This window comes from Marinobacter sp. DUT-3, assembly GCF_050379435.1.
Taxonomy (GTDB): domain Bacteria; phylum Pseudomonadota; class Gammaproteobacteria; order Pseudomonadales; family Oleiphilaceae; genus Marinobacter.
Map to the genome: position 1 here is coordinate 146,920 of NZ_JBNRMG010000008.1, position 22,955 is coordinate 169,874.

General features: G+C 58.7%; 25 protein-coding genes. 18 read left to right on the forward strand and 7 right to left on the reverse strand.

Annotation, left to right across the window (positions count from 1 at the left end; genetic code table 11):
- Positions 1 to 70 precede the first annotated feature (70 nt).
- The 4 genes from trkA to def all read right to left on the reverse strand — a co-directional run bounded on the left by trkA (position 71) and on the right by def (position 4,334).
- Entirely contained in the window at positions 71 to 1,474 is a 1,404-nt protein-coding gene (gene trkA / locus ACQUWM_RS12850; protein ID WP_407001676.1) for a Trk system potassium transporter TrkA, read from the reverse strand.
- Positions 1,471 to 2,772 carry a 16S rRNA (cytosine(967)-C(5))-methyltransferase RsmB gene (rsmB, locus tag ACQUWM_RS12855; RefSeq protein WP_428922421.1) on the reverse strand — a complete coding sequence of 434 codons (1,302 nt, stop codon included), beginning with the start codon at positions 2,770 to 2,772 and terminating at the stop codon, positions 1,471 to 1,473. Before rsmB ends, trkA begins: the two co-directional genes overlap by 4 nt.
- A complete protein-coding gene (gene fmt, locus ACQUWM_RS12860; protein WP_428922422.1) occupies positions 2,773 to 3,708 on the reverse strand; it encodes a methionyl-tRNA formyltransferase in 936 nt (311 codons plus the stop codon).
- A 122-nt stretch (positions 3,709 to 3,830) separates the two neighbouring features.
- Positions 3,831 to 4,334, reverse strand: a complete 504-nt coding sequence (gene def / locus ACQUWM_RS12865) for a peptide deformylase (RefSeq protein ID WP_407001679.1) — start codon at positions 4,332 to 4,334, stop codon at positions 3,831 to 3,833.
- 351 nt (positions 4,335 to 4,685) lie between these two features.
- Here def and ACQUWM_RS12870 point away from each other — a divergent pair, with 351 nt between their 5' ends.
- The 8 genes from ACQUWM_RS12870 (at position 4,686) to ACQUWM_RS12905 (ending at position 11,463) form a co-directional block, all read left to right on the forward strand.
- Positions 4,686 to 5,702, forward strand: a complete 1,017-nt coding sequence (locus ACQUWM_RS12870) for a LysM peptidoglycan-binding domain-containing protein (protein ID WP_428922423.1) — start codon at positions 4,686 to 4,688, stop codon at positions 5,700 to 5,702.
- Positions 5,703 to 5,853: 151 nt separating this feature from the next.
- Complete coding sequence (gene dprA / locus ACQUWM_RS12875; protein WP_407001681.1) at positions 5,854 to 7,026, forward strand: DNA-processing protein DprA; 1,173 nt, start codon at positions 5,854 to 5,856, stop codon at positions 7,024 to 7,026.
- A gap of 3 nt (positions 7,027 to 7,029) precedes the next feature.
- Entirely contained in the window at positions 7,030 to 7,605 is a 576-nt protein-coding gene (locus tag ACQUWM_RS12880; protein WP_428922424.1) for an L-threonylcarbamoyladenylate synthase, read from the forward strand.
- A gap of 9 nt (positions 7,606 to 7,614) precedes the next feature.
- Positions 7,615 to 8,544, forward strand: a complete 930-nt coding sequence (hemF, locus tag ACQUWM_RS12885; protein WP_428922425.1) for an oxygen-dependent coproporphyrinogen oxidase — start codon at positions 7,615 to 7,617, stop codon at positions 8,542 to 8,544.
- Positions 8,534 to 9,361 (forward strand): shikimate dehydrogenase, encoded by an 828-nt coding sequence (gene aroE, locus ACQUWM_RS12890; RefSeq protein WP_407001684.1) that lies wholly within the window; start codon positions 8,534 to 8,536, stop codon positions 9,359 to 9,361. Before hemF ends, aroE begins: the two co-directional genes overlap by 11 nt.
- Before the next feature lie 55 nt (positions 9,362 to 9,416).
- Complete coding sequence (locus tag ACQUWM_RS12895; protein WP_407001720.1) at positions 9,417 to 10,190, forward strand: motility protein A; 774 nt, start codon at positions 9,417 to 9,419, stop codon at positions 10,188 to 10,190.
- A gap of 4 nt (positions 10,191 to 10,194) precedes the next feature.
- The gene (locus ACQUWM_RS12900) at positions 10,195 to 11,028 is read left to right on the forward strand and encodes a flagellar motor protein MotB (RefSeq protein WP_407001685.1); all 834 of its coding nucleotides are present in this window, start codon (positions 10,195 to 10,197) and stop codon (positions 11,026 to 11,028) included.
- Between the two features lie 117 nt (positions 11,029 to 11,145).
- Positions 11,146 to 11,463 carry a PA4642 family protein gene (locus ACQUWM_RS12905; protein ID WP_406989827.1) on the forward strand — a complete coding sequence of 106 codons (318 nt, stop codon included), beginning with the start codon at positions 11,146 to 11,148 and terminating at the stop codon, positions 11,461 to 11,463.
- 33 nt (positions 11,464 to 11,496) lie between these two features.
- Here ACQUWM_RS12905 and ACQUWM_RS12910 read toward each other — a convergent pair whose 3' ends face one another.
- A complete protein-coding gene (locus ACQUWM_RS12910; protein ID WP_407001687.1) occupies positions 11,497 to 11,952 on the reverse strand; it encodes an Hsp20/alpha crystallin family protein in 456 nt (151 codons plus the stop codon).
- 186 nt (positions 11,953 to 12,138) lie between these two features.
- Positions 12,139 to 12,678 (reverse strand): gamma carbonic anhydrase family protein, encoded by a 540-nt coding sequence (locus tag ACQUWM_RS12915; RefSeq protein WP_428922426.1) that lies wholly within the window; start codon positions 12,676 to 12,678, stop codon positions 12,139 to 12,141.
- Between the two features lie 206 nt (positions 12,679 to 12,884).
- On the opposite strand from ACQUWM_RS12915, the gene prlC reads away from it, so the two are divergent.
- From prlC to ACQUWM_RS12965, 10 genes are all read left to right on the forward strand, one after another.
- Entirely contained in the window at positions 12,885 to 14,930 is a 2,046-nt protein-coding gene (gene prlC, locus ACQUWM_RS12920) for an oligopeptidase A (protein ID WP_428922427.1), read from the forward strand.
- Between the two features lie 162 nt (positions 14,931 to 15,092).
- Complete coding sequence (locus ACQUWM_RS12925) at positions 15,093 to 15,344, forward strand: YheV family putative zinc ribbon protein (protein ID WP_407001690.1); 252 nt, start codon at positions 15,093 to 15,095, stop codon at positions 15,342 to 15,344.
- A gap of 155 nt (positions 15,345 to 15,499) precedes the next feature.
- Positions 15,500 to 16,612: an ion channel gene (locus ACQUWM_RS12930; RefSeq protein ID WP_428922428.1), complete on the forward strand. Its 1,113-nt coding sequence runs from the start codon at positions 15,500 to 15,502 to the stop codon at positions 16,610 to 16,612.
- A 30-nt stretch (positions 16,613 to 16,642) separates the two neighbouring features.
- Positions 16,643 to 17,053 (forward strand): YbjN domain-containing protein, encoded by a 411-nt coding sequence (locus ACQUWM_RS12935; protein WP_428922429.1) that lies wholly within the window; start codon positions 16,643 to 16,645, stop codon positions 17,051 to 17,053.
- Positions 17,050 to 17,769 (forward strand): PspA/IM30 family protein, encoded by a 720-nt coding sequence (locus ACQUWM_RS12940; RefSeq protein WP_428922430.1) that lies wholly within the window; start codon positions 17,050 to 17,052, stop codon positions 17,767 to 17,769. Before ACQUWM_RS12935 ends, ACQUWM_RS12940 begins: the two co-directional genes overlap by 4 nt.
- A 6-nt stretch (positions 17,770 to 17,775) precedes the next feature.
- Positions 17,776 to 18,399: a DUF4178 domain-containing protein gene (locus tag ACQUWM_RS12945; RefSeq protein ID WP_428922431.1), complete on the forward strand. Its 624-nt coding sequence runs from the start codon at positions 17,776 to 17,778 to the stop codon at positions 18,397 to 18,399.
- A gap of 5 nt (positions 18,400 to 18,404) precedes the next feature.
- On the forward strand, positions 18,405 to 19,250 hold the full coding sequence (locus ACQUWM_RS12950; protein WP_407001695.1) for a DUF350 domain-containing protein: 846 nt from the start codon (positions 18,405 to 18,407) through the stop codon (positions 19,248 to 19,250).
- A gap of 5 nt (positions 19,251 to 19,255) precedes the next feature.
- Positions 19,256 to 19,837 (forward strand): hypothetical protein, encoded by a 582-nt coding sequence (locus tag ACQUWM_RS12955; protein WP_407001696.1) that lies wholly within the window; start codon positions 19,256 to 19,258, stop codon positions 19,835 to 19,837.
- Between the two features lie 19 nt (positions 19,838 to 19,856).
- The gene (locus tag ACQUWM_RS12960; RefSeq protein WP_428922432.1) at positions 19,857 to 20,081 is read left to right on the forward strand and encodes a hypothetical protein; all 225 of its coding nucleotides are present in this window, start codon (positions 19,857 to 19,859) and stop codon (positions 20,079 to 20,081) included.
- 8 nt (positions 20,082 to 20,089) lie between these two features.
- Entirely contained in the window at positions 20,090 to 21,628 is a 1,539-nt protein-coding gene (locus ACQUWM_RS12965) for a polyamine aminopropyltransferase (RefSeq protein WP_428922433.1), read from the forward strand.
- Here ACQUWM_RS12965 and ACQUWM_RS12970 read toward each other — a convergent pair.
- Complete coding sequence (locus tag ACQUWM_RS12970; protein WP_428922434.1) at positions 21,625 to 22,947, reverse strand: Na+/H+ antiporter family protein; 1,323 nt, start codon at positions 22,945 to 22,947, stop codon at positions 21,625 to 21,627. The two genes, ACQUWM_RS12965 and ACQUWM_RS12970, sit on opposite strands and share 4 nt — an antisense overlap.
- Positions 22,948 to 22,955 lie beyond the last annotated feature (8 nt).

Sequence of the window (22,955 nt, forward strand, 5' to 3'; positions counted from 1 at the left end):
GGCGCATTATACGCTGGCCAAACGTGTATTTCTAAGTGGCGTTCACAGCCTTGTTTTTGCGCTGTTTCTGTCAGAAGAACGTGAGGCCCACCTGGAACAGTTTTTCCACGTCCCGTATCCGGGTTTTGTCCACCAGGAACAGGATCACGTGGTCGTCCGGCTGTACCCGCAGGTGATCGTGGGCGATCAGTACCTCATTGTGGCGAACGATGGCGCCGATGGTGGTGCCTTCGGGCAGCGATATCTCGTCCAGGCGCCTGCCGACCACCTTGGAGGAGCGATGATCGCCGTGGGCAATGGCTTCGATGGCCTCGGCGGCGCCCCGGCGCAATGAGTGAACGTTCACCACGTCCCCGCGGCGGACGTGCGTCAGCAGGCTGCCGATGGTGGTTTGCTGGGGGGAAATGGCCACGTCAATGTCGCCGCCCTGGATCAGGTCGACGTAATCGGGGTTGTTGATCAGGGTCAGTACCTTGCGGGCGCCGAGGCGCTTGGCCAGCAAGGACGCCATGATGTTGGCCTCGTCGTCGTTGGTGACGGCGCAGAATACATCGGTGCTCTCGATGTTCTCTTCCAGCAGGATGTCCTTGTTGGCGGCGTTGCCCTCCAGCACTACGGTCTTGCGCAGGTTTTCCGACAGCATTACGCAGCGTTCGCGGTCACGCTCCAGCAGTTTGACCTGATAGCGGCTTTCCAGGGTATGGGCCAGGCGCTGACCGATGTTGCCGCCGCCACAGATGAAGATGCGCTTGTAGGGTTTCTCCAGGGGTTGGAGTTCACTCATCACCGAGCGTATATGGTCGGAGGCGGCAATGAAGAACACCTCGTCGCCGTCTTCAATCACCGTGTCGCCCTGGGGCATGATCGCCCGGCTTTTGCGGAAGATGGCCGCCACCCGGGTGTCGATCTTGGGCATGTGGGTACGCAGGTAAGACAGCTCGTGACCCACCAGCGGTCCCCCCTTTGTGGCGCGAATGGCGACCAGCCGGGTCAGGCCTTTCGAGAATTCCAGTACCTGTAGTGCGCCGGGGTATTCGATCAGCCGGGTAATGTGTTTGGTGACCAGGTGTTCCGGACTGATCAGAACGTCGATGGGAAAGCCGCGCAGGCTGTCCAGGTCCTTTTTTTGTTCGCGCTGGTAAAACAGCTCTGATTTCGCCAGGTAGGCATTGGCCCTTACCCGGCAGATCGTCGTTGGTGTTTTGTACAGCAACTTGGCCACCTGGCAGGCCACCATGTTGGTTTCGTCGCTGTTGGTGACGGCGATGACCATGTCGCCATCCTCCGCACCGGCCTGTCTCAGTACCGTGGGAAAGGATGCCTTGCCCTGTACCGTACGAATGTCGAGGCGATCCTGGAGCTCCCGCAAGCGGGTGCTGTCGCTGTCGATCACGGTGATGTCATTGGCTTCGTTGGCCAGGTTTTCCGCCAGTGTGCCGCCGACCTGGCCGGCGCCGAGAATCAGGATTTTCATAGGTCAGGTTTCTCCAGCACGGCGTAGAAAAAGCCGTCATGGCTGTCGGGGTTCGGTAACAGTTGTCGTCCTGCGGCCATGTCATGGCCCCAGGGAACATCCGGCTCCAGCAGCATCGCTTCGGACTGCTGCTTGAGGAATCGTTGAATTATACGGTGGTTTTCCTGGGGGAACACGGAACAGGTGGCATAAACCAGCCGGCCGCCGGGCTTGAGGATTTGCCACATGGCATCCAGCAATCCGAGCTGGATCGACGCCAGGGGCACAATATCCGATTCCCGTCGCAATAGCTTGATGTCGGGGTGACGGCGAATGACTCCGCTGGCGCTGCAGGGCACATCCAGCAGGATGCGGTCAAACGGCTGGTCATCCCACCATTGATCGATGGCGGCGGCGTCTGCTTCCAGAAGCGTTGCCCGTAAATCAAGTCGGTCCAGGTTTTCCTGTACCCGCGGCAGGCGTTCGGCGGATTCGTCGATGGCCACCACTTCCCCGAGTTCGCCACAGGCTTCGAGGATGGCGCAGGTTTTTCCACCGGGGGCAGCGCAGGCGTCCAGCACCCGCTGACCGGGAGCGAGGTCCAGCAGCGTGGTGGACAGCTGGGCGGCTTCGTCCTGCACGCTGACGGCGCCGTCGGCAAACCACGGCAGGCGATCCACCGGCACGGGCGTGTCCAGCTGAATGCCGTGGGGTGCGAACGCGGTGGCTTTGCCCTGGATGCCGGCTTCGGCGAGATGGCCCAGGTACTCTTCACGGGAAAACCGCAGGGCATTAACCCTCAGGGTCATGGGGGCCTGGGCGTTATTGGCTCCGAGAGTGGCCTGCCAGTCATCGGGCCAGTTGTGGCGCAGTTTTTCCACCGTCCACACCGGATGACTGAAGCGGGCGGCATCGTTTGTGGGCTCGGGTGCACCGTCCCGTTCGGCGCTGCGTAGTACCCCGTTGACCAGGCCGGTCAGGTTGGGTTTGCCGAGGGCGCGGCAGGCTTCCACTGTCTCATTCAGTACGGCGTAGGTGGCCTGCTGGCTGTAGCGCAGTTGAAACAGCGCCACCAGCATCAGATGGTGAACCACCCGGTCCTGTTTGCGCAGGGGCTTTTTCAGGCGCTGATCCAGTTCGTCGTCGAGACGGTGGAACCAGCGGCAGGTGCCGTAACAGATCGCCTGCAGTTCCGGACGCTCGTTCGGCGCCAGCTGGTTCAGGGCCGGCGGCAGGCACTGGGTCAGTGACTGGCCATTCTCCACCGATTGCAGCACGCGGGCGGCCAGGGCACGCATGGACTGACTGCGGTCGTTCATTCAGTTCAGCTCCTGGCCCGGCAGCAACAGTTCCTTGCCGCCGTTGATCAGGTCGCTGGCACTTTGGGCGCGGGCACCAGGCAGTTGCAGGCTGGTGATTCTCAGCACCCCGCTACCACAGGCCACGTCGATGCCATCCCGTTCCCGTCTCAGTACGGTGCCCGGAGCCTTGCCGGAAGATTCGTTCAGAAGTTGCGCGCGGTGGATGCGAATACGCTGATCATTGAGATCGGTATAGGTGCCGGGCCAGGGATTGAAGGCGCGAATCAGTCGCTCAATGGTTGTGGCGTCGATGGACCAGTCGATGTGGCCTTCATTCTTGGACAGCTTATGGGCGTAGCAGGCCTGATCGTCGTTCTGGGGCTCGCCCTGAAGTTCGCCTTTTTTCAGCAGTGCCAGCGCCTTGACGATGGCCTCTCCGCCCATGTCCGCAAGGCGGTCGTGGAGACTGCCACCGGTATCGCCGGCTTCAATGGCGGTCACTGCTTTCAGCAGCATGGCACCGGTGTCCAGGCCTTCGTCCATCTGCATGATGGTGATGCCGGTTTCCTTGTCCCCGGCGGCGATGGCGCGGTGGATAGGCGCGGCACCACGCCAGCGTGGCAACAGCGAGGCATGGATGTTGAGGCAGCCGTGGGTGGGGATGTCCAGCACCGCTTTGGGCAGGATCAGACCATAGGCGGCCACAATCATCACATCCGCCTCCAGGCTGCGGAGTTCATTCTGGGCTTCCGCGGTTTTCAGGCTTTCCGGCTGAAACACGGGGATGTCGGCGTCCAGCGCGACCTGTTTCACCGGGCTCGGGGTCAGCTTGCGGCCGCGACCGGCCGGACGATCGGGCTGGGAGTACACGCCCACCACATTATGGCGGTCGGCAAGGAGAGCTTTGAGGGCGGTGGCTGCAAAATCCGGGGTGCCGGCAAACACGATTCGCACGGTGATAGTGTCTCTGTTCCGTTGAATACGAAAAGACCGGGTATCCACCCGGTCCGTTAGTTCTGGCTGTTGTCGCTGAGCTTCGAGCGCTGGGAAACAGTACCGGGAAAGATTACCGGTGATCAGGCACTCTTCTTGTGGAGCTTTTCTAGCTTCTTGCGAATCCGATTACGCTTCAGGGCGCTCAGGTAATCCACGAACAGCTTACCGTTGAGGTGGTCCATCTCGTGCTGGATACACACGGCCAGCAGCCCCCGGGCCTCGAGTTCATAGGGCTTGCCGTCACGGTCTAGGGCGCGAATCATGCAATGTTCGATACGGGACACGTCCTCGTAGAAGCCGGGCACCGACAGACAGCCTTCCTGCATGTCTTCCAGTTCACCGTCCAGCACTTCCACTTCCGGATTGATGAACACCCGTGGCTCGCTCTTGTCCTCGGACAGATCCATCACGATGATCTGTTTATGCACGTTGACCTGGGTCGCCGCCAAGCCAATGCCGGGCGCATCGTACATGGTCTCGAACATGTCGTCGATGAGCTTACGGTCGGCGTCCGTTACCTCATTCACCGGTTTGGCGATGGTGCGCAGACGGGGATCCGGGTATTCGAGAATCTCTAATATCATGTTGCTCGTACTTTTGGCCTGTTAACCTGAATGATACCGTTATGATTTGTAACAGTGTGACTGCTATCTCCGAAATGCGACAGCGTACTGCGCATATTTCCAGTCCGGGTCTATTATGACCGGGTATTCCATATTATCCCCTATCTTGACGATTGAGTACAAACTGATCAGTTGATAGTTAAAATCTCTCGATGGTGGGGTAGAATTTACTGGAAGAACAAAAGATAACATCACAATTTGCGAGACATCTTCTATAGTATCGGAATCAGCAACATAATAAGCTGCACCCGACTGGCTGCATATCAAGAACAGAATCTGTCGATTCAAGGCACGCGATCAAGGACTTACATAATGAGGAAACTGCTGTACGCTCTGGCAGCAAGCATGCTGCTGCTAACCTCCTGGGCCCATGCGCAACCAGAGCTCAGGTCCGATCATCCCGAGCGTTACACTGTCGTGAAGGGTGACACCCTGTGGGATATTTCCGCCCGTTTTCTGGAAGACCCGTGGCAATGGCCGGAAATCTGGCACGTGAATCCCCAGGTGGAGAATCCTCATCTGATTTATCCGGGTGATCGCCTGGCTCTGGTCTATATCGATGGTAAGCCACGCCTGACCAAGGTGACGAGCAACGGGGTGGTGAAATTGTCACCGAAGGTGCGCTCTGAACCGATTGATACGCCGATCCCGGCGATCCCGCTGGATGCAATCAGCAGCTTCCTGTCCGAAACCCGTATCGTCTCTGCTGAGGAAATCAACGGAGCACCCTACGTTTTGGAAGGTGAAGACGGTCGTATCATCACCGGTGCCGGCGACCGCATTTACGCCCGTGGTGACAAGCCGGCGGACAAGGTCGGCATTTTCCGCCGCAGCCAGGAGTTTCGTGATCCGGAGACCGGTGAGTTCCTGGGACTGGAAGCGCGCAGCATTGCCAGGGGCGATATCAACGCCGAAAACGGTGATGTGCTGACACTGAGCCTCACCAAATCCAGCGAAGAGGTTCGTATCGGTGACCGGCTGCTGGTGAGTGAAGACCGCCGCCTGACCACCAACTTCGTGCCCAGCTCACCGGACGAGGAGCTTGAAGGTGAAATGATCTCCGTAGAAGGTGGCGTCAACCAGATCGGCCAGTTCAATGTGGTGGCGATCAACCGCGGCGAACGCGAGGGTCTGAAGCCGGGTAACGTGATGGCGGTTCTGAAGAGCGGCAATATGGTCCGTGACCCGGTCACCAACGAAACCATCGAACTGCCGTCCGAGCGCGCTGGCCTGCTGATGGTATTCCAGACCTACGAAAAAATGAGCTACGGTCTGATCCTGCAGGCTACCCGCCCATTGTCGGTCGGGGACAAGGTAACCAATCCCTGAACCCGCCTGATCTCAGAACGCGGATCACTGAACGGGAGCCGGTCACCGGCTCCCGTTTTTTATGACATAATCATTATCGCCGGTGCCAGGAAGGCACATGCCGGAATGCAGCTCTGTCTGCTGCCACATCCACTACCCAGGGAAGGATCCCATGTCTGATGTAGTCACAGCCCCGAGTCCTTCGGAGGTAACCTCCGATCTTTTCCAGAGCGTCGCCGGTCCCTGGCTGATGCTATCCCGCCTGCCGAAATTCGGCATACGCCGTCGCCAGGCTGCGCTGTCCGCGATGGCAGACCTGACTGCGGTTCTGGGCGCCAGCGTCGCGACGCTGAAAGCCATCGGCCTGACCATGGAAACCATCGAGCCCGTGCAGGCGTGGCAACGACAGGACCGGAATCATCCGCTGGTGCGGCAGGTCCTTCAGACCTGGGAAACGTGCCGTGCCCAGGGTGTCTGGCTGTTAACTCCCGGGGATGATGATTACCCGGATCCGTTGCGCCATATTCACGATGCCCCGATGGTGCTTTACTGCCTCGGTGACCGGCAGCTGTTAACGCGGGATCAGATCGGCATTGTCGGCAGCCGTAACGCCACCCGGGCCGGTCTGGACCATGCACGGAATTTTGCGGCCGCCCTCGCCCGGGAGGGATTCCTGGTGACCAGCGGTCTCGCGCTTGGTATTGATGGCGCCGCCCATGCTGGTGCCCTGGACGCGGGCCACGATACCCTGGCGGTTATTGGCAGTGGTTTTGACCAGCTCTATCCCAGCCAGCATCGCAAGCTGGCGGATCGCATTATCAGCCAGGGGTTGCTGATGTCCGAGTACCCGCCCGGTACCCGCGCCCGCTCAGCGCATTTCCCACAGCGTAACCGCATTATCAGCGGTATGAGCCGTGGCATACTGGTGGTGGAGGCCGGCCTCAAGAGCGGGTCGCTGATTACCGCCAGGCTGGCGCTGGAACAGGGGCGAGAGGTGTTCGCTATTCCCGGTTCGGTCCACAGCCCGGTGGCCCGGGGCTGCCATCACCTGATCAAGCAGGGTGCGCGCCTGGTGGAAACCGTGGACGACGTGCTTGAGGAGCTGGGAGCCTGGTGGTCGCCGCCCGTGGCGTCGCAGGCCACGTCTGCTGAGGCCTCCCCAACTGTGAATCTGGAGCCGCGGGAAATCGCGGTGCTGGAGGCTTTAGGGTATGATCCGCAATCAACCGATCAACTGTGTTCAGAAACCGGATTACCCGCCGATCAGTTGATGCAGTCGCTGCTGTTGCTTGAACTTCAGGGATTGGTCAGCTCGGTTCCGGGAGGTTTTCAGAGGATAGCCTGAGACATGCCGCATTCGCCCAATCCCCTCACTGACTGGCAACTGCACTGTGCCCGCCGCACCCTTCTGGGTGGTGGTGTCATCGCTTATCCGACGGAAGCGGTTTGGGGGTTGGGGTGCGATCCCTGGGATGCAGAGGCGGTAGACCGTATCCTCGACCTGAAGCGGCGTCCGATGGACAAAGGCGTGATCCTGGTGGCGTCCTCCGTCGACCAGGTGCGTTTCCTGCTGGATCCCCTGCCTGTGGCCCTGCAGCGGGAAGCTGAGCAGCACTGGCCCGGGCCGGTCACCTGCCTGTTGCCGGATGTGAAGCAGCAGATTCCCGAGTGGGTGCGCGGGCGCCACAGCTCCATTGCGGTGCGGGTGAGCAGCCACCCGGTGATCCGTGCCCTCTGTGAAACCGCCGGTATGCCGCTGGTGTCCACCTCCTGTAACCCGGCGGGGCGTCAGCCCGCGCGCTCCATCTGGCAGGTGCGCCGTTATTTCGGTGACGAGCTGGACTGGATCGTGCCCGGGGATCTGGGCGGCAACCGCCAGCCCAGCCGGATTCTGGATATCGTCAACGGCCGTCAATTGCGGTAGGAGAAGCAGATGTCGCAGCAACCCGACAGTAATGCCGTCAAACAGTACCTGCTGGCGCTGCAGGAGAACATCGCCCAGCGGCTGGCTGCGGTGGATGGCAAAGCAGGATTCATCACCGATGCCTGGGACCGCCCGGAAGGCGGCGGCGGGATCAGCCGGGTGATCACTGACGGCGCCGTGTTTGAGAAAGGCGGGGTGAACTTTTCCCATGTGATGGGTGACACCATGCCGCCGTCTGCCACAGCCCATCGCCCTCACCTGGCCGGCGCGCCCTGGCAGGCCATGGGGGTGTCCCTGGTGATCCACCCCCACAACCCGATGGTGCCCACCTCCCACGCCAACGTGCGGTTTTTCATCGCCACGCCGAAAGATGCCGAGCCGGTGTACTGGTTTGGCGGTGGCTATGACCTGACGCCCTACTATGGCTTCGAGGAAGATTGCGTGCACTGGCATCGCACCGCCCGGAACGCCTGCCAGCCCTTCGGTGACAACATTTACCCGCGCTTCAAGCACTGGTGCGATGAATATTTCTACCTCAAACACCGGGACGAGCCACGGGGCATTGGTGGTCTGTTTTTCGACGACCACAACACCGGCGACTTCGCCCGCGACTTCGGCCTGATGCAGGCGGTGGGCAGCAGTTATATCGATGCCTATGAGCCCATCGTGCAGCGCCGCAAGGATCTGCCCTACACGGAACAGCAGCGGGATTTCCAGTTGTACCGTCGCGGCCGCTATGTGGAATTCAACCTGGTGTACGATCGTGGCACTCTGTTCGGGCTGCAGTCCGGCGGCCGCACCGAATCCATTCTGATGTCGCTGCCGCCGCTGGTGCGCTGGGACTACAACCGCAGCGCGGAGGCCGGCTCCGAGGAGGCGCGCCTGACCGATTACTTCCTCACGGATCGTGACTGGCTGGAGCTGAACCATGAACAATGATCTCTACGCCGTGGTTGGCCACCCGATCAGCCACAGCAAATCCCCCCGCATTCACAGCCTGTTTGCACGACAGACCGGCGAGGCAGTGGAATACACGGCGATTCAGGCGCCCCTGGACGATTTCGCCGCCACAGTACGGGATTTTTTCCGTCAGGGCGGTATGGGCCTGAACGTCACCGTGCCCTTCAAGGAGCAGGCCTGGTCGCTGGCGGACCGACGGACGCCGGAGGCTGAAAAAGCCGGGGCCGCCAATACCCTGTTTGTCGACGCTGAGGGCTTGTTGACTGCTGATAACACCGACGGCAAGGGGTTGGTGACCGATCTGACCCGCAACCACCAAGTGGCACTTCAAGGCAGGCGCATTCTGGTGCTGGGCGCCGGTGGCGCTGTGCGTGGTGTTCTGGGTCCGCTGATCGCCGCACAGCCTGCCGCCATCACCCTCGCTAACCGGACGGTGTCCAAAGCGCAGGCGCTGGCGGACCTGTTCCGTGCCGATGCCGGTGACGTGGCGCTCTCGGCGTGTGGTTTCGAGGCACCCGATGATGCTTTTGACGTGATCATCAACGGCACCAGCGCCAGCCTGCAGGGAGATTTGCCGCCGCTGTCGCCAAATGTGATCGGTGCCGACACCGTGGTATACGACATGATGTATTCTCTGACCACCACCACTTTTAATCAGTGGGCGCTGGATCAGGGCGCAACCCGGGTGTTTGATGGCTTGGGTATGCTGGTGGAGCAGGCTGCCGAGTCTTTCCGCATCTGGCGGGGTATTCGCCCGGAAACGGCGGCGGTGATGGACGAATTACGTAACGACTGAGCCGGGCAGCCCGGGATGGGCTATGCTCTGGGTCAAAACACTGGAAAGGTCCCGGATGGATATTCTTACCCTTGTGGGTCTGGTGGCGGGCGTGTTGATCGTGGTACTCGCCATGCTGGCCAACGCCTCCATACTGACATTCCTGAATCTGCCTGGTCTGGCCATTGTGCTGGGCGGCACCTTCGCGGTGACCCTGATCAAGTTCCGGCTGTCCTCGGTTATGAGCGCCTTTCGCCTGGCATTTTCCGCGGCATTCAAGGAGCAGGTGGCCCGCCCGACCGAGCTGATCCGGGAAGTGGGTGAGTTGGCCATGGTGGTGCGCAAGGAAGGTATTCTCGGGCTTGAGGACCACGTAACCGCGAACGGTTTCCTGAAAAAAGCCATTAACCTCTGTGTCGACGGCCATCCACCGGAACTGGTGGAAGAGGCCCTGACACAGGAAACGCAGCAGACAGCGGAGCGTTACGAGGTCGCTGAGCGGGTGTTCCGTGGCATCGGCGAATCGGCCCCGGCCATTGGCATGCTCGGTACCCTGGTTGGTCTGGTGCAGATGCTCAACACCCTGGATGATCCCTCGTCCATTGGCCCGGCCATGGCCATCGCCCTGTTGACCACGCTCTACGGTGCCTTTATTGCGCAACTGATTGCGCTGCCGCTGGCGGACAAGCTACAGCTCAAGGCAGAGGATGAAGCCCGTAACCAGTTGCTGATCACCACTTCGATCCGCAACATCATGCGCGGAGAGAATCCCCGGGTGATGACCGAACTGCTGTCCTCCTTCGTGACTCCGGACCAACGCACCGGCCTTGCACCGGAGCGGGAGGCCTGACAGTTTGACGGGTATCAGTCAGCATCGCCGTCGCAAGCCGCAGAACCGCACCCCGGCCTGGATCGTCACCTTTGCCGATCTGGCCACCCTGCTGTTGACCTTCTTTATTTTGCTGCTGTCCTTTGCCGAAATGGACATCGAGAAATACCGCGCCATGGCCAATTCCATGTCGGTGGCCTTCGGCAGCAGCAACGTACTGGCGGACGATGTCGGAGGCTCCCCTCTGACCCTGATCGAGTCGGACACTGTCTCCCTGCCCGAGCCGAGCGAATCCATGGCCGATGAGCCGGAGTTCATTGATGAGCGAACCGAAGGTCGCGGAGAAACCGGCATTCCAGCCGGCATTGTTGATCTGGCCACCCGAATGATCAGTGAGCTGGAGAACGAGGTGGCGTCAGAGGCCCTGAGTGTCAACTACGATGAGAAAAAAGTGGTGATCCGCTTTTCCGAGGAGGCCACCTTTCGCTCAGGCGACGCCACCATCAAACCGGATATGATCCCCATTATTGAGCGTGTGGTCGGGGTGCTGGCGGACTGCACTGGTGATGTGCTGGTGTCCGGTTATACCGATGATCGTCCGATTTCCAGCAGCCGTTACCGGTCCAACTGGGACCTTTCCGCGGCCCGGGCGGTGTCTGTGGTCCATGAACTGGTCATGAACCGACAGGTACCGGCGGAGCGTGTGGTGGCCGCCGGTCGGGCGGAAACAAACCCGCTTGCCCCCAACAACAGCGATGAAAATCGGGCCAAAAACCGGCGTGTGGAAATCGCCATCCGTGATCCCGAATGCATCGAATCCGCTGCCACGGAAGCGCTACCCGTGGAAATACTGCCCTGACCGCTTATGCTCCAGTGATAGCTTCTCATAGTCATTTCAACTAACTTCTTTGCTTTCAGATCTTTATACTGTGGCCCCAAGTTTGAACCATCAGCCGGACAAAGACCGGGAGAGACTATGAGCGGACCAGACAAACCGAAAGTCATTGGCGAAGAGTGGAGCGACGAGCGGGTCAGGAGCTTTCTCGCCATCGAGCCGGCGGACGCTGGCGAAAATGCGGATTTCCACGTGTTGCAGAAAGCCTATCGGGCGATGCGTGCAGAAGATTTCGAACGCTTCATCGGGTTTTTCGTGGAAGCAGGCAGAAATCTGGATGCCGTCGGAGAATCAGGGGAAACCATTCTCGACCATATCCTGCAACATCAGCGCAGCACGGCGTATGCCGATGCCCTCAAGGCTGCGGGTGCAAAGACAAAGGCAGAAGCCGGGAGCTGAGCGCCCCCGGCTCCGCAGCAGGCATCCGGACCGTTACTGAACTTCCACCTCGATGGCTTTGGGTTCAGCCGGTTCGGATTTCTGCAGGGTCAGTGACAGCACGCCGTCCTTGAAGTTGGCCTTGATGCTGTCCTCATCCACATTTTCCGGCAGAGTGAAACGGCGCAGGAAACTGCCATAAACCCGTTCGATACGGTGGTGCTTCCTGTCTTGCGTTTCTTCTTCATGCTTGCGTTCACCCTGGATGCTGAGCACACCATCGTGGACGGTAACTTTGACGTCTTCCCTGTTCATACCCGGCAGCTCAGCCTCAATGGTGAAGGCTTCCGGGCTTTCCTTGATATCAACGGCGGGCGCCCAGTCGCTGCGACTGAACAGATCCTTGCCCTCCCGTTCACCGTTGCCACGTGTCAGGCCCAACAGCCGGTTGTAACGGTTCATCAGGTCATCAAATTCACTGACTGGATTCCAACGTGCAATGTTGCTCATGATGAAACTCCTCCTTTACGAATCTGAAATCGTGAGACATCAGCTTCGCTCGCGGAACAGCTCCATACCGGTGGCGCCAGCCGGATGGGACTCCGTGAACTTCTGCTATTTTCGAATGTAGGATCACCGCAGAAGTTTTCAAGCCCCAGTTTGAGCAAATTTTGACCTGCGTCAGGTGCGAGAGGATCAATCCTGTCCGTTCAGATATTCGTCCTTCAATTTCACGTAGTTGGCGGCGGTATATTTGAAGAACGTGCGCTCGTTGTCGGTCAGGGCGCGCGCCTTCTTGCAGGGAGACCCGACATAAAGGTGGCCGGATTCCAGGGTCTTGCCGGGGGGTACCAGGCACCCCGCCGCGACAATAACTTCATCCTCCACCACGGCCCCGTCCATGATGATGCAGCCCATGCCCACCAATACTCGGTTGCCGACAGTGCAACCATGCAGAAGCGCCTTGTGGCCAATGGTAACGTCGTCACCAATGATCAGCGGCCAGCCGCCGGGATTGAAGTCGCTGGCGTGGGTGATGTGCAGCACCGACCCATCCTGGACACTGCAGCGGTCACCAATGCGGATTTTGTGCATGTCACCGCGAACAACCGTCATCGGCCAGATGGAGACATCGTCACCGGTTTGAACGTCACCGATAACCACTGCGCTGGGATCAATCCAGGCGCGCTCGCCAAATTGTGGCGTGGTACCCTTGTGTGAACGTACATTCGTCATTACATATACCTTTATCGCGTTTACCCGGAGGCTGGGGGTACCTGTGGGGAGACCTGTCCAAAACTGTGCGGAGCCATGGATGGCGGAGCCCAAGCGCCACATGGATGTGCTTGAGCGTGTTTTGGACAGGTCTCCCCACAGGTGCCTTGCTCCGATGGCTGATATGACGAAGCTACCCTACAAATTGACAGCTGAGAAGGGGACTTATGAATAACCCATTATTGACCGACGACCTGTTGCCGAAGTTTGACCATGTGCGTACCGAACACATGGAAACGGCAATTGACCAGATTCTCAGCGAAAACCGCGTGAAAATCGCCGAACTGGCCCAGCAGGAAGATCCCACCTGGGACACCCTCGCCCAGCCGATGCAGGCAATGGAAGACAAGCTGAGCAACGCCTGGTCGGTGATTTCCCACCTGAACGGGGTGATGAACAGCGACGACCTGCGCAAGGTCTACAAGAACTGCCTGGAAAAGCTCACCGAATACAGCACCGAGCTGAGCCAGAACGAAACCCTGTGCAACGCCTACAAGAAACTGGCGGCGCGGGACGATTTCAGCGAGCTGAGCGAAGCCCAGCGCAAGTCCGTGGACAACACCCTGCGGGATTTCCACCTGGGCGGTGTCGACCTGCCGGCGGACCAGAAAAAGCAGTACGCGGAGCTGTCCCGGGAGCTGGCGGAGCTCTCCAACCGCTTCAGTGACAACGTGCTGGACGCCACCCAGCACTGGTACAAGCACATCACCGACGTGAACGAGCTGTCCGGGTTACCGGAAAGCGCCATTGAGGGCGCGAAACAGGCGGCGAAGCAGAAAGACCTCGACGGCTACGTGATCACCCTCGACTTCCCCAGCTTCTTCCCGGTCATGACCTACGGGGACAACCGCGAGCTGCGTCGCGAAGTCTACGAAGCCTTTGTCACCCGCGCCTCGGACATGGGCCCGGACGCCGGCACCTGGGACAACACCCCGGTGATGGCGGAAATCCTCAAGCGTCGCCACGCACTTGCCCAGCTGCTGGGTTTTGACAACTACGCCGAGCGCTCGCTGGCCACCAAGATGGCCCGCGGCACCGACGAGGTTCTGGATTTCCTGAACCAGCTCGCGGCCAAGTCCAAGCCGGTGGCGGAAAAAGAGTTTGCCGAGCTGACAGCCTTCGCCCGGGACAGCCACGATGTGGAAGAGCTGGAAGCCTGGGATATCGGCTACTACAGCGAAAAACTGCGCCAGGAACGGTACGACATCTCCCCGGAAACCCTGCGTCCCTGGTTCCCGGTGAACAAGGTGGTTCCGGGTCTGTTTGCTGTGGCGGAAAAGCTGTTCGATGTCCAGATCGAAGCCAGGCCCGAGGTGGAAACCTGGCATGAAGATGCCACCGCCTACTGCATCAGCCGCAACGGCGAGCCGGTGGCCTGGTTCTACTTCGACCTGTTCGCCCGTCAGGGCAAGCGTGGTGGCGCCTGGATGGCCGATTGCCGGGTGCGCTGGCGCAATCAGCGCGGCCACCTGCAGCTGCCGGTCGCGTTCCTGACCTGCAACTTCACCCCGCCGGTCAACGGTAAGCCATCGCTGCTGACCCACGACGAGGTCACCACCCTGTTCCATGAGTTCGGCCATGGCCTGCATCACATGCTGACTCAGGTGGATGTGCTGGAAGTATCCGGTATCAACGGCGTGGCCTGGGATGCGGTGGAGCTGCCCAGTCAGTTCCTGGAAAACTGGTGCTGGAACCCGGAATCCCTGGCGCTGATCGCCTCGCACCACGAAACCGGCGAGCCGCTGCCCGAGGACCTGCTGCAGAAGCTGCTGGCGGCCAAGAACTTCCAGTCCGGCATGGCCATGGTGCGCCAGTTGGAATTCTCACTGTTCGACTTCCGCCTGCACGCGGAATTTACCAGCGAGGCCCCGACCAACCCACTGGATATGCACCGCAAGGTGCGGGAAGAAATTGCCGTGGTGCGGGCACCGGAATTCAACCGCTTCCCCAACAGCTTCTCCCACATCTTTGCTGGCGGTTACGCCGCAGGCTACTACAGCTACAAGTGGGCGGAAGTGCTGGCGGCGGATGCGTTCTCGCTGTTCGAGGAACGCGGAATCTTCGATCCGGAAACCGGCAAGGCGTTCCTGCAGAATATCCTGGAAAAAGGCGGCTCCCAGGAGCCCATGGAACTGTTCAAGGCCTTCCGCGGTCGAGAACCGCAGGTGGATGCATTGTTGAAGCAGAACGGCATCACGGACGACGCTGCCTGATGAAAACACTGTCGGATTACGGCCTGCGGCCTAATCCGACCTACAGCATTGGCGCTGTCTGCCCGGCTGCGGTAACGCTGTCCGAGCTACGAAACCGTAGGTCGGGTTAGGCCAAAGGCCGTAACCCGACAAGCCAATGCCCAAACGTACTGGAGCAATCTTATGGCGAGTCCTAAACGCTTCATCGCCGGCGCCGTCTGCCCCCGCTGTGCGGAGATGGACAAAATCATGATGTTCACCACCGACGATGACGATCAGGTGCGCGAATGCGTGGCCTGTGGCTTTACCGATGCGGTGTCTGACACCGAACAACCGACCAACCCTGAACTCGAAACACGGGTTAACAAGCGCGACAACGAAGACGATCATACCGTCAAGCAGGTAGTGTTTTTCAAGTCGAAACAGGACCAGTAAAGAGGTGGCCGTGTGCACCGATGCATGGCATTGCCTTTTTTGACAGTGTAAGATTGCCGCCCACATATTGATTCACGCCTCATTGGCGTCGAACTATCTATAAGCTGGCCTGACAGGAGTTGAAGTACGTCCCATGGATGGGGACGTCAGCAATCATGTTTTCCCGCCTTTTTAAAAGACGACGTTCCAGAACTGAATTTTCCCGCCGACTGGATGTGGGCCTGCGAGGCCGTCTGCAGAAAGCACTCTGCTGGCTTCTTTCGCTGTCCTCCCTCCATGTCGTTGCGATGGTGATATTCGAGGGCCTGAGCCTCAATGATGCGGTCTGGTTGACGCTCACCACGCTGACCACGGTCGGGTACGGGGACTATTCAGCCAGCACCATCGCCGGAAGGTCAGCCACGGTCATCCTGCTGTACATCGCTGGCATTACAATCCTGGCTCAATTGGCCAGTGATTACATCGACTACCGGCTCAAGCGGAAGGAATACATGATCAAGGGTCAATGGAGATGGCATATGAAAGACCATGTATTAATCATCAATAGCCCGAAGCACGACCCTGCCGTGTATTTCCACAGGCTGGTCGACCAGTTGAGGGCTACCGACGCGTTTGCAGATGTCCCCGTTCAGATTTTGACGGATGCGTTTCCTGAGGGCTTGCCCTCGTCTCTCAGGGAGCGGGAAGTGGTTCACTACCACGGTGAGTCGTCGGACTTTTCTGCTTTGGAGGCTGCCTCTGCCGGGGATGCGAGTGCCATCATTGTATTGGCGCGAGATGAATACAGCCGTGTTTCGGACAGTGTGACGCTCGACGTACTGATGCAGCTGGATGAGCTTTGTGGCGAGGCAAAGCCCTATGTCGTCGCCGAGTGCGTGCAGGATGAGAACCGAAATCGTGCGGAGCGGGCCGGTGCCAGTACCACCATCCGTCCGGTCAGAGCTTACCCGGAGATCCTCGTCCGTGCTCTGGTGGCGCCCGGCACAGAGAAAGTCCTGGAGAACCTCTTTACCCACCATGACGACCATGCGATGCGTTATCGGGTATCGCTCAAGGGCGTGGTCTGGTCTGACGTTGCCTGTGATCTCATGCGTGCCGGACTCGGTACGCTGATGGCCTATGTCAGGGAGGATGGGCATGTGGAGTGTCATCCGGCACCGGACCACCGCTTTGATGCCGCCAGCATTATTCTTATGGTCCGCGAGGTGGCCATTCCAACGGAAGCGGACGTCAATGAGGCTCTTAGACCCTCTCCAGTCCCCCTCTGAATCTCAGTTTATCAAGGAGCGATCATCAACATGTCAACGTCATTTGAAACCATAAAAACCTACATTGCCGCTCTGCCCCTTATGGTGGATCACGAGGATCCCGAAGAGCAGATGCTGGTTGTAAGCGCTGAACAACAGGGGATCCATCGACTGGTGATTGATTGCGAGGACGACATCCTCGTGATCGAGCAGTTCCTGTTGGATTTACCGTCAGCCAGTAAGGACAACTACCGGGACCTGCTGAAAATTAATCGGGAACTGATACACGGAGCCCTGTGCCTCGACGAGTCTGGTACCAGGCTGATTTTCCGTGACACCCTGGCGCTGGCCAATCTGGACCTGAACGAACTGGAAGGCTCCGTGAACGCTCTAAGCCTGATGCTTGCAGAGCATGCTGATGAGCTTATTCAGCTCTCCCAGCAAGGAGGTGCTGCTGCATGAACCTATTCAAGCGACTGTTCAAATTAAGCTCTGCCGAAGCCCACTCGGCCGTAGACAAGCTCGAAGATCCGATCAAGATGAGCGAGCAGGCCATCCGGGACCTGAAAACGGACCTGGACAACAGTCTGCAAAGCCTCGCTGAAATCAAGGCTATCGCCATTCGTAGCCGGCGGGAGTTTGAGAATGCCTCAGCGGATGTGGAGGACTATAAGCGCAAAGCCATGCGGTTGTTGCAGAAGGCGTCGGTGGGAGAGTTGTCCCAGGAAGAGGCTGATAAGCTGGCATCCGGTGCTTTGGAAAAGCAAAACCAGTCGCAGCAGGTGGCGGAACGAAGCCAGGTGGAGAAGGATAAGTACGACCGACTCTCCGCCGATCTTGAATACAAGATCCAGGAGCTGAAAGGTCAGATTTCCCAGTGGGAAAACGAGCTCAAAACACTGAAGGCCAGGGCCAAGGTCAGTACTGCCACCAAGAAGATCAATCGTCAGATGGCCCAGGTGGATTCCTCCTCGACCATTTCGACTCTGGAGAAGATGCGTTCCAAGGTCGAAGAGGAGGAAGCCCTGGCTGAGTCCTATGGCGATATGATCCAGTCCTCCCGGTCGCTGGACGATGATATCAATCAGGCCCTCAACAAAAGTGGTGGCAGTAACGCCCTGGCGGAACTCAAGGCACAAATGGCCGACCAGTCATCCGAGAAAAAGCCGGGAGTCTAGGTCATCATGGTTATGGATCTTCTGTTACTGGTGTTGCTGGTCGTTGCCGGCGTTATCGGTTATCGAATGTGGTCCCGGCGGGCGGTATCGTCAACCGCCGCGTCCGGGGCCGCCCACTCGCCAATGGGTGGCATTGAGAGTGTCCGTGTCGGTGGCGTAATACAGCTTCCGCCTTACGGGGCGGAAATGACTGAGGTGGATGTGCAGGTCACGGCCAGGCACGTCTATCAACAGGATGGCTACCAGTGGTTCGAACTCGAGGGCGAGACTGGCTCAGGCACTGTTTGGCTGGACGTGGATCGGGACGATGAGCTGGAAACCAGCGTGACGCTCAAGAGGCTGCGAATCGACGAGTTGGGTCTGGACGACGCCGGTGTGGGACGGTTGAAACCCGGGGCGGTCGTCCACTTCGATGGCGATGTGTTCCGGATGACCGAACATGGAACTGCGAGATTCCTGCCTGATGGAGACGAATCCCGGCCAGAGACCCTGGAATTCTGGGATCTCGAAGGTGACAACGAGACTCACGATGTGACCATCGAACGATGGGGACAGGACTACCGGGCCTACCTGTCGCAGCGAATCCCGCCTACCCGCATCAAGGTATACAGAACGACGGATCAAGGATGATTGCTATGGAGTTTAATCCGGATGTGCTGCTCAGGGGCGCCAGCATGCTGGCGCTCTACATTGCGCTTTTCCTGGTTGCGAAATATCTGAAGCGTCTGTTGACGCCCTATTGCATCGACCGTGAGTTGACCAGTTCTGACAATGCGGCTCAGGCAACCAGCCTTGCAGGCTATTACGCTGGTTTCACGGCCATATTTTGCGGTGCCTATCTAGGGCCTAGTACTGGCCTGTGGATGGATCTGCTCTTGGTGGGTGGTTATAGCCTGATGGGCATGGTGTTGTTGAATCTGTCGCGCGTACTGAACGACCGCTTCATATTACACACCTTCTCCGTGGCTGGGGCCATCAAGGACAACCACAATAAGGCTGCAGGGGCGATACAGGGCGCCAACTACATCGGATCAGCCCTAGTGGTTGCCGGAGCGATCCACGGAGAAGGGGGTGGCATTGTTTCCGCTCTTGTCTTCTACGCCATCGGCCAAGTGGCACTGCTGATCTTTAGCAGGCTGTATGAGTGGATGACGCCATACGTCATACAACAGGAAATCGAGAACGATAACCTGGCTGCGGGGCTGGGTTTCGGGGGCACGTTTGTCGCCATCGGCCTGATTATCATGGGCTCGGTCAAAGGCGATTTCGTCAGCTGGACCGACAACCTGTCCTGGTTGGGCGTTAATCTTCTGGGTGTCTTTATCTACCTGATCGTGGTGCGATTTTTCTTTGACAAGGTGGTTATCAGCCGTGATGACCTGAACAAGGAAATCGCTGAGGATCGCAACACAGGCGCCGGCTTGCTCGAGTTCGCTGTTGCGGTCAGTTTTGCCACAGTTCTGTACTTCATGATCGGGTGATGACCATGACAACCGAGACCAAAACCAACCGTATTCCCTTTGTTCGAATCCTGTTTGCGTTTGCCGCCATCTGTCTGGTCACCTCCTGTGGTCTGAGCCTCACCGATGGCTCCGGAAAGCTCTTCGAGAAGCTGCCGGCTGACGGCGGCATGATTGGTCCCCTGGTCATCGAAGACCCGGGCACGATTCTTGATATTCAGGTATACCAGCCGATCCCCCTCGGTCACTGGAGTTCAGTGACCGTTTCGCTACTGGATGCGAAACAGCAGTATTTGCTGGGTCTGGGTGACGGTTTCTGGCACGAAGAGGGTCGTGACTACGAAGGCTATTACTGGCGGGAATCAGAAACCTCCTATCAGGGAAAACTGACGATCGAAAAGCCTGGTGAATATCTAATCGGGGTCAGTACCGAAAACAACTTCGAACACTCTGACCTTGGTAGAGCCCCGATCACCGTGGATATTGATGAGGGAGGCTTCAGCCCTATTCCCCATAGGGCCGCAGGGATCCTAGCCCTGATTCTTGCGATTGTCATCGGTCTGATTCGTTACCGGGGCGTCTTTCTAGAAATGATTCAGGAACAGTAATCAACAGGGACGTTTTGATATGAAATTGAAAACCGGTTTGATTCTGGCGTTGGTAACAGCAGCCTATTTGGGCCTGTTCAGCTGCAGCAGTCAAGGTTATGGCTATGCGGGCTACAATGGCTATGACAGTGGGCCGTCGTTCTGGTATTTTGGCGGCCCCCGCTACTACCCCAGTCGCAGTGTTCGCAATGGCGCGCCTGGTGGTCCGGGTAGCCGGGGCACTGGCATTCATTATGGGAAGTAGAGCCGGTCATGACAGTCGTTGAGGCCAATCTTTCCCGCCAGAAACAGGTGCTGATCGGTTCAATCCTGATTGCCGGCCTGTGCTCGATCATCTATGAACTCCTGATCAGCACCACGGCATCTTATTTCCTGGGTGACAGTGTTCGACAATTTTCTCTGACCATCGGCATCTATATGGCCGCCATGGGGTTGGGGTCGTGGGCGTCCCGTTGGATCAAGGGCGACCTGCTGGCAGCGTTTATCGGCGTTGAGCTGGTCCTGGGGGTTATCGGTGGGCTGTGCGTTCCGTTCATGTATCTGGCTTATGCCTATACGGATCTGATCCAGCCGGTGATGGTGCTGCTGATTGTGCTGGTGGGGACGCTGACCGGGTTGGAAGTTCCGTTGCTGACGCGCATCCTCGAGCATCAGGATGTTCTGGCCAGGAACCTTTCCAATGTCCTGTCGCTAGACTATCTTGGGGCTTTGCTGGCGACGTTGGCCTTTCCTTTCCTGGTAGTGCCGTTCATGGGGGTTTTTCAGTCGTCTCTGATTTTCGGACTTCTGAACATTGCCCTGGGATTGCTCAACCTCTGGTATTTTGCGCCACAGTTGGATCTGCCCAGAAAACGGGTTCTGGGGTGGTCAGGCTTCGTGGTTACGGCTTTTCTTGCGGTCATGCTGATCTTCTCAAAGGGGTTGCTGGATCACTGGTCGAGCTCTTTGTATAGCGACCGCGTTGTACACAGGCAGCAGACCCCTTACCAGACCATTGTACTTACTCAGTACAAGGACGACCTGAGGCTCTTCCTGAACGGCAACCTACAGTTTTCGTCGGTGGATGAGTATCGCTACCATGAGTCCCTGGTTCATGCCCCCTTGTCCCAGCATCCGCACCCTTCCCGCGTCCTACTGCTTGGGGCGGGAGATGGACTGGCGGTGAGAGAGCTCCTCAAGTACCCGGATATAGAGCAGATTACCCTGGTGGATCTGGACCCGGCAGTGGTTGATTTGGCGGCAAACGATGCCCGGTTGGTAGCGATAAATGAAGGGAGCCTCAGCGATGATCGTGTGACCATTGTTTCCCAAGATGCCATGGTTTATCTGGATGAGAACCGGGAGCCGTTCGACGTTATCCTTGCGGACCTCCCGGATCCCAACAACGTGTCCATTGCCCGGCTTTACAGTAGGGAATTCTATCGTCTGGTACGCCATAATCTGGCGCCGAACGGTATCTTTACGACCCAGGCCACCAGCCCTTATTTCGCAACGGATGCCTTTTGGTCCATTGTGTCTTCAATAGACGCTGCCGGTTTTGACGCAGTGACTCCTTACCACGTCCAGGTGCCGTCCTTTGGCGACTGGGGATTTGTGTACGCCAGTGCCGAAAGCCGCCCGCTGGTGCCACGGCCCATCGATGTGTCCACACGGTACCTTGACAGATCCGTCGTGGACGAGGCGCTGACTTTTGAGAAAGATGTTCAGCCTGTAAAGGACATTCGCGTCAGCTCGCTGGACCAGCCCGCCGTTCATGAATACTACCTTAAGGGCTGGTCCTACTGGCATTAAAGCACCATAGCCGCCAACCAACCGAAACCGAGCAACGGCACGTTGTAGTGCAGGAACGTGGGAACAACGGTGTCCCAGATGTGGTTGTGCTGGCCGTCGACGTTGAGGCCGGCGGTGGGGCCGAGGGTGGAATCGGAGGCCGGGGAACCGGCGTCACCCAGGGCGCCGGCGGTGCCGACCAGGGCCACAATGGCCAGGGGGCTGAAGCCCATTTCCAGGGCCAGGGGTACGTACAGGGCTGCGATGATGGGGATGGTGGAGAACGAGGAGCCGATGCCCATGGTGATCAGCAGGCCCACCACCAGCATCAGGAAGGCGGCCATGGCCTTGTTGTCTCCGATGGTAGCGACCGAGCTTTCCACCAGGGTGGCGATTTCGCCGGTTTCGCGCATGACTTCGGCAAAGCCGGAGGCGGCGATCATGATGAAGCCGATCATTGCCAGCATCTTCATGCCTTCGGTGAACAGATCGTCCGCTTCTTTCCATTTGACCACTCCGGACACGTTGAAGAGCACGAAACCGGCCAGCGCGCCGAGGATCATGGAGCCCAGCCAGAGCTGGACCACGAACGCGGTAACAATCGCAATCAGTGCCATGGACAGGGTGCGGCCGTTGTACTGGATGTCGACCCGCTCGGTTTTCTCGATGGTGTCCATGTTGTATTTGCGGTCGCCCCGGTAGCTGAAGAACACCGCCACCAGCAGACCGCAGAGCATGCCCAGGGCCGGCAGCGCCATGGCGGACATGACGTTCAGTTCGGAAGCATCGACGCCGTTGTCACCGACGTTAGCCAGCAGAATTTCGTTCAGATAGATGCCGCCGAAACCGATCGGCAGGAACATGTACGGGGTGATCAGGCCGAAGGTCAGCACGCAGGCGACCAGGCGGCGGTCCATGTTCAGTTTGGCCATCACGTACAGCAGGGGCGGTACCACCAGCGGAATGAACGCAATGTGGATCGGCAGGATATTCTGGGACGAGATGGCAATGGCCAGCAGCAGACCCACGATCAGGAAGCGGATGCCGCCGACGGCCTTGCCATCGTCCTGTTTGCCCACCAGTGCCAGGGCCTTGTCTGCCAGGGCGTGAGCAAGGCCGGACTTGCCGATGGCGACGGCAAACGCGCCGAGAGTTGCGTAGGACAGTGCGACGGTGGCTCCGCCGCCAAGACCATTATTGAAGGCCTCGATGGTGGCTTCCAGGGGCAGGCCGGCGATCAGGCCGCCGGCAACGGCGCCGATGATCAGGGCGACAACAACGTGGATGCGGCACAAACTCAGGACGAGCATGATGGCGACCGCGGCGACAACGGCATTCATGGCAAACT

What these genes read in the sequence shown, in the direction of transcription:
- ACQUWM_RS12955 (WP_407001696.1), top strand. Translation starts at nt 19,256, where the DNA reads ATGACAACCGAGACCAAAACCAACCGTATTCCCTTTGTTCGAATCCTG.
- ACQUWM_RS12930 (WP_428922428.1), top strand. Translation starts at nt 15,500, where the DNA reads ATGTTTTCCCGCCTTTTTAAAAGACGACGTTCCAGAACTGAATTTTCC.
- ACQUWM_RS12895 (WP_407001720.1), top strand. Translation starts at nt 9,417, where the DNA reads ATGGATATTCTTACCCTTGTGGGTCTGGTGGCGGGCGTGTTGATCGTG.
- ACQUWM_RS12965 (WP_428922433.1), top strand. Translation starts at nt 20,090, where the DNA reads ATGACAGTCGTTGAGGCCAATCTTTCCCGCCAGAAACAGGTGCTGATC.
- aroE (WP_407001684.1), top strand. Translation starts at nt 8,534, where the DNA reads ATGAACAATGATCTCTACGCCGTGGTTGGCCACCCGATCAGCCACAGC.
- ACQUWM_RS12945 (WP_428922431.1), top strand. Translation starts at nt 17,776, where the DNA reads ATGGTTATGGATCTTCTGTTACTGGTGTTGCTGGTCGTTGCCGGCGTT.
- hemF (WP_428922425.1), top strand. Translation starts at nt 7,615, where the DNA reads ATGTCGCAGCAACCCGACAGTAATGCCGTCAAACAGTACCTGCTGGCG.
- ACQUWM_RS12940 (WP_428922430.1), top strand. Translation starts at nt 17,050, where the DNA reads ATGAACCTATTCAAGCGACTGTTCAAATTAAGCTCTGCCGAAGCCCAC.
- ACQUWM_RS12950 (WP_407001695.1), top strand. Translation starts at nt 18,405, where the DNA reads ATGGAGTTTAATCCGGATGTGCTGCTCAGGGGCGCCAGCATGCTGGCG.
- ACQUWM_RS12870 (WP_428922423.1), top strand. Translation starts at nt 4,686, where the DNA reads ATGAGGAAACTGCTGTACGCTCTGGCAGCAAGCATGCTGCTGCTAACC.
- ACQUWM_RS12880 (WP_428922424.1), top strand. Translation starts at nt 7,030, where the DNA reads ATGCCGCATTCGCCCAATCCCCTCACTGACTGGCAACTGCACTGTGCC.
- ACQUWM_RS12970 (WP_428922434.1), bottom strand. Translation starts at nt 22,947, where the DNA reads ATGAATGCCGTTGTCGCCGCGGTCGCCATCATGCTCGTCCTGAGTTTG.
- ACQUWM_RS12935 (WP_428922429.1), top strand. Translation starts at nt 16,643, where the DNA reads ATGTCAACGTCATTTGAAACCATAAAAACCTACATTGCCGCTCTGCCC.
- ACQUWM_RS12925 (WP_407001690.1), top strand. Translation starts at nt 15,093, where the DNA reads ATGGCGAGTCCTAAACGCTTCATCGCCGGCGCCGTCTGCCCCCGCTGT.
- ACQUWM_RS12905 (WP_406989827.1), top strand. Translation starts at nt 11,146, where the DNA reads ATGAGCGGACCAGACAAACCGAAAGTCATTGGCGAAGAGTGGAGCGAC.
- ACQUWM_RS12910 (WP_407001687.1), bottom strand. Translation starts at nt 11,952, where the DNA reads ATGAGCAACATTGCACGTTGGAATCCAGTCAGTGAATTTGATGACCTG.
- rsmB (WP_428922421.1), bottom strand. Translation starts at nt 2,772, where the DNA reads ATGAACGACCGCAGTCAGTCCATGCGTGCCCTGGCCGCCCGCGTGCTG.
- prlC (WP_428922427.1), top strand. Translation starts at nt 12,885, where the DNA reads ATGAATAACCCATTATTGACCGACGACCTGTTGCCGAAGTTTGACCAT.
- dprA (WP_407001681.1), top strand. Translation starts at nt 5,854, where the DNA reads ATGTCTGATGTAGTCACAGCCCCGAGTCCTTCGGAGGTAACCTCCGAT.
- ACQUWM_RS12960 (WP_428922432.1), top strand. Translation starts at nt 19,857, where the DNA reads ATGAAATTGAAAACCGGTTTGATTCTGGCGTTGGTAACAGCAGCCTAT.
- ACQUWM_RS12915 (WP_428922426.1), bottom strand. Translation starts at nt 12,678, where the DNA reads ATGACGAATGTACGTTCACACAAGGGTACCACGCCACAATTTGGCGAG.
- def (WP_407001679.1), bottom strand. Translation starts at nt 4,334, where the DNA reads ATGATATTAGAGATTCTCGAATACCCGGATCCCCGTCTGCGCACCATC.
- trkA (WP_407001676.1), bottom strand. Translation starts at nt 1,474, where the DNA reads ATGAAAATCCTGATTCTCGGCGCCGGCCAGGTCGGCGGCACACTGGCG.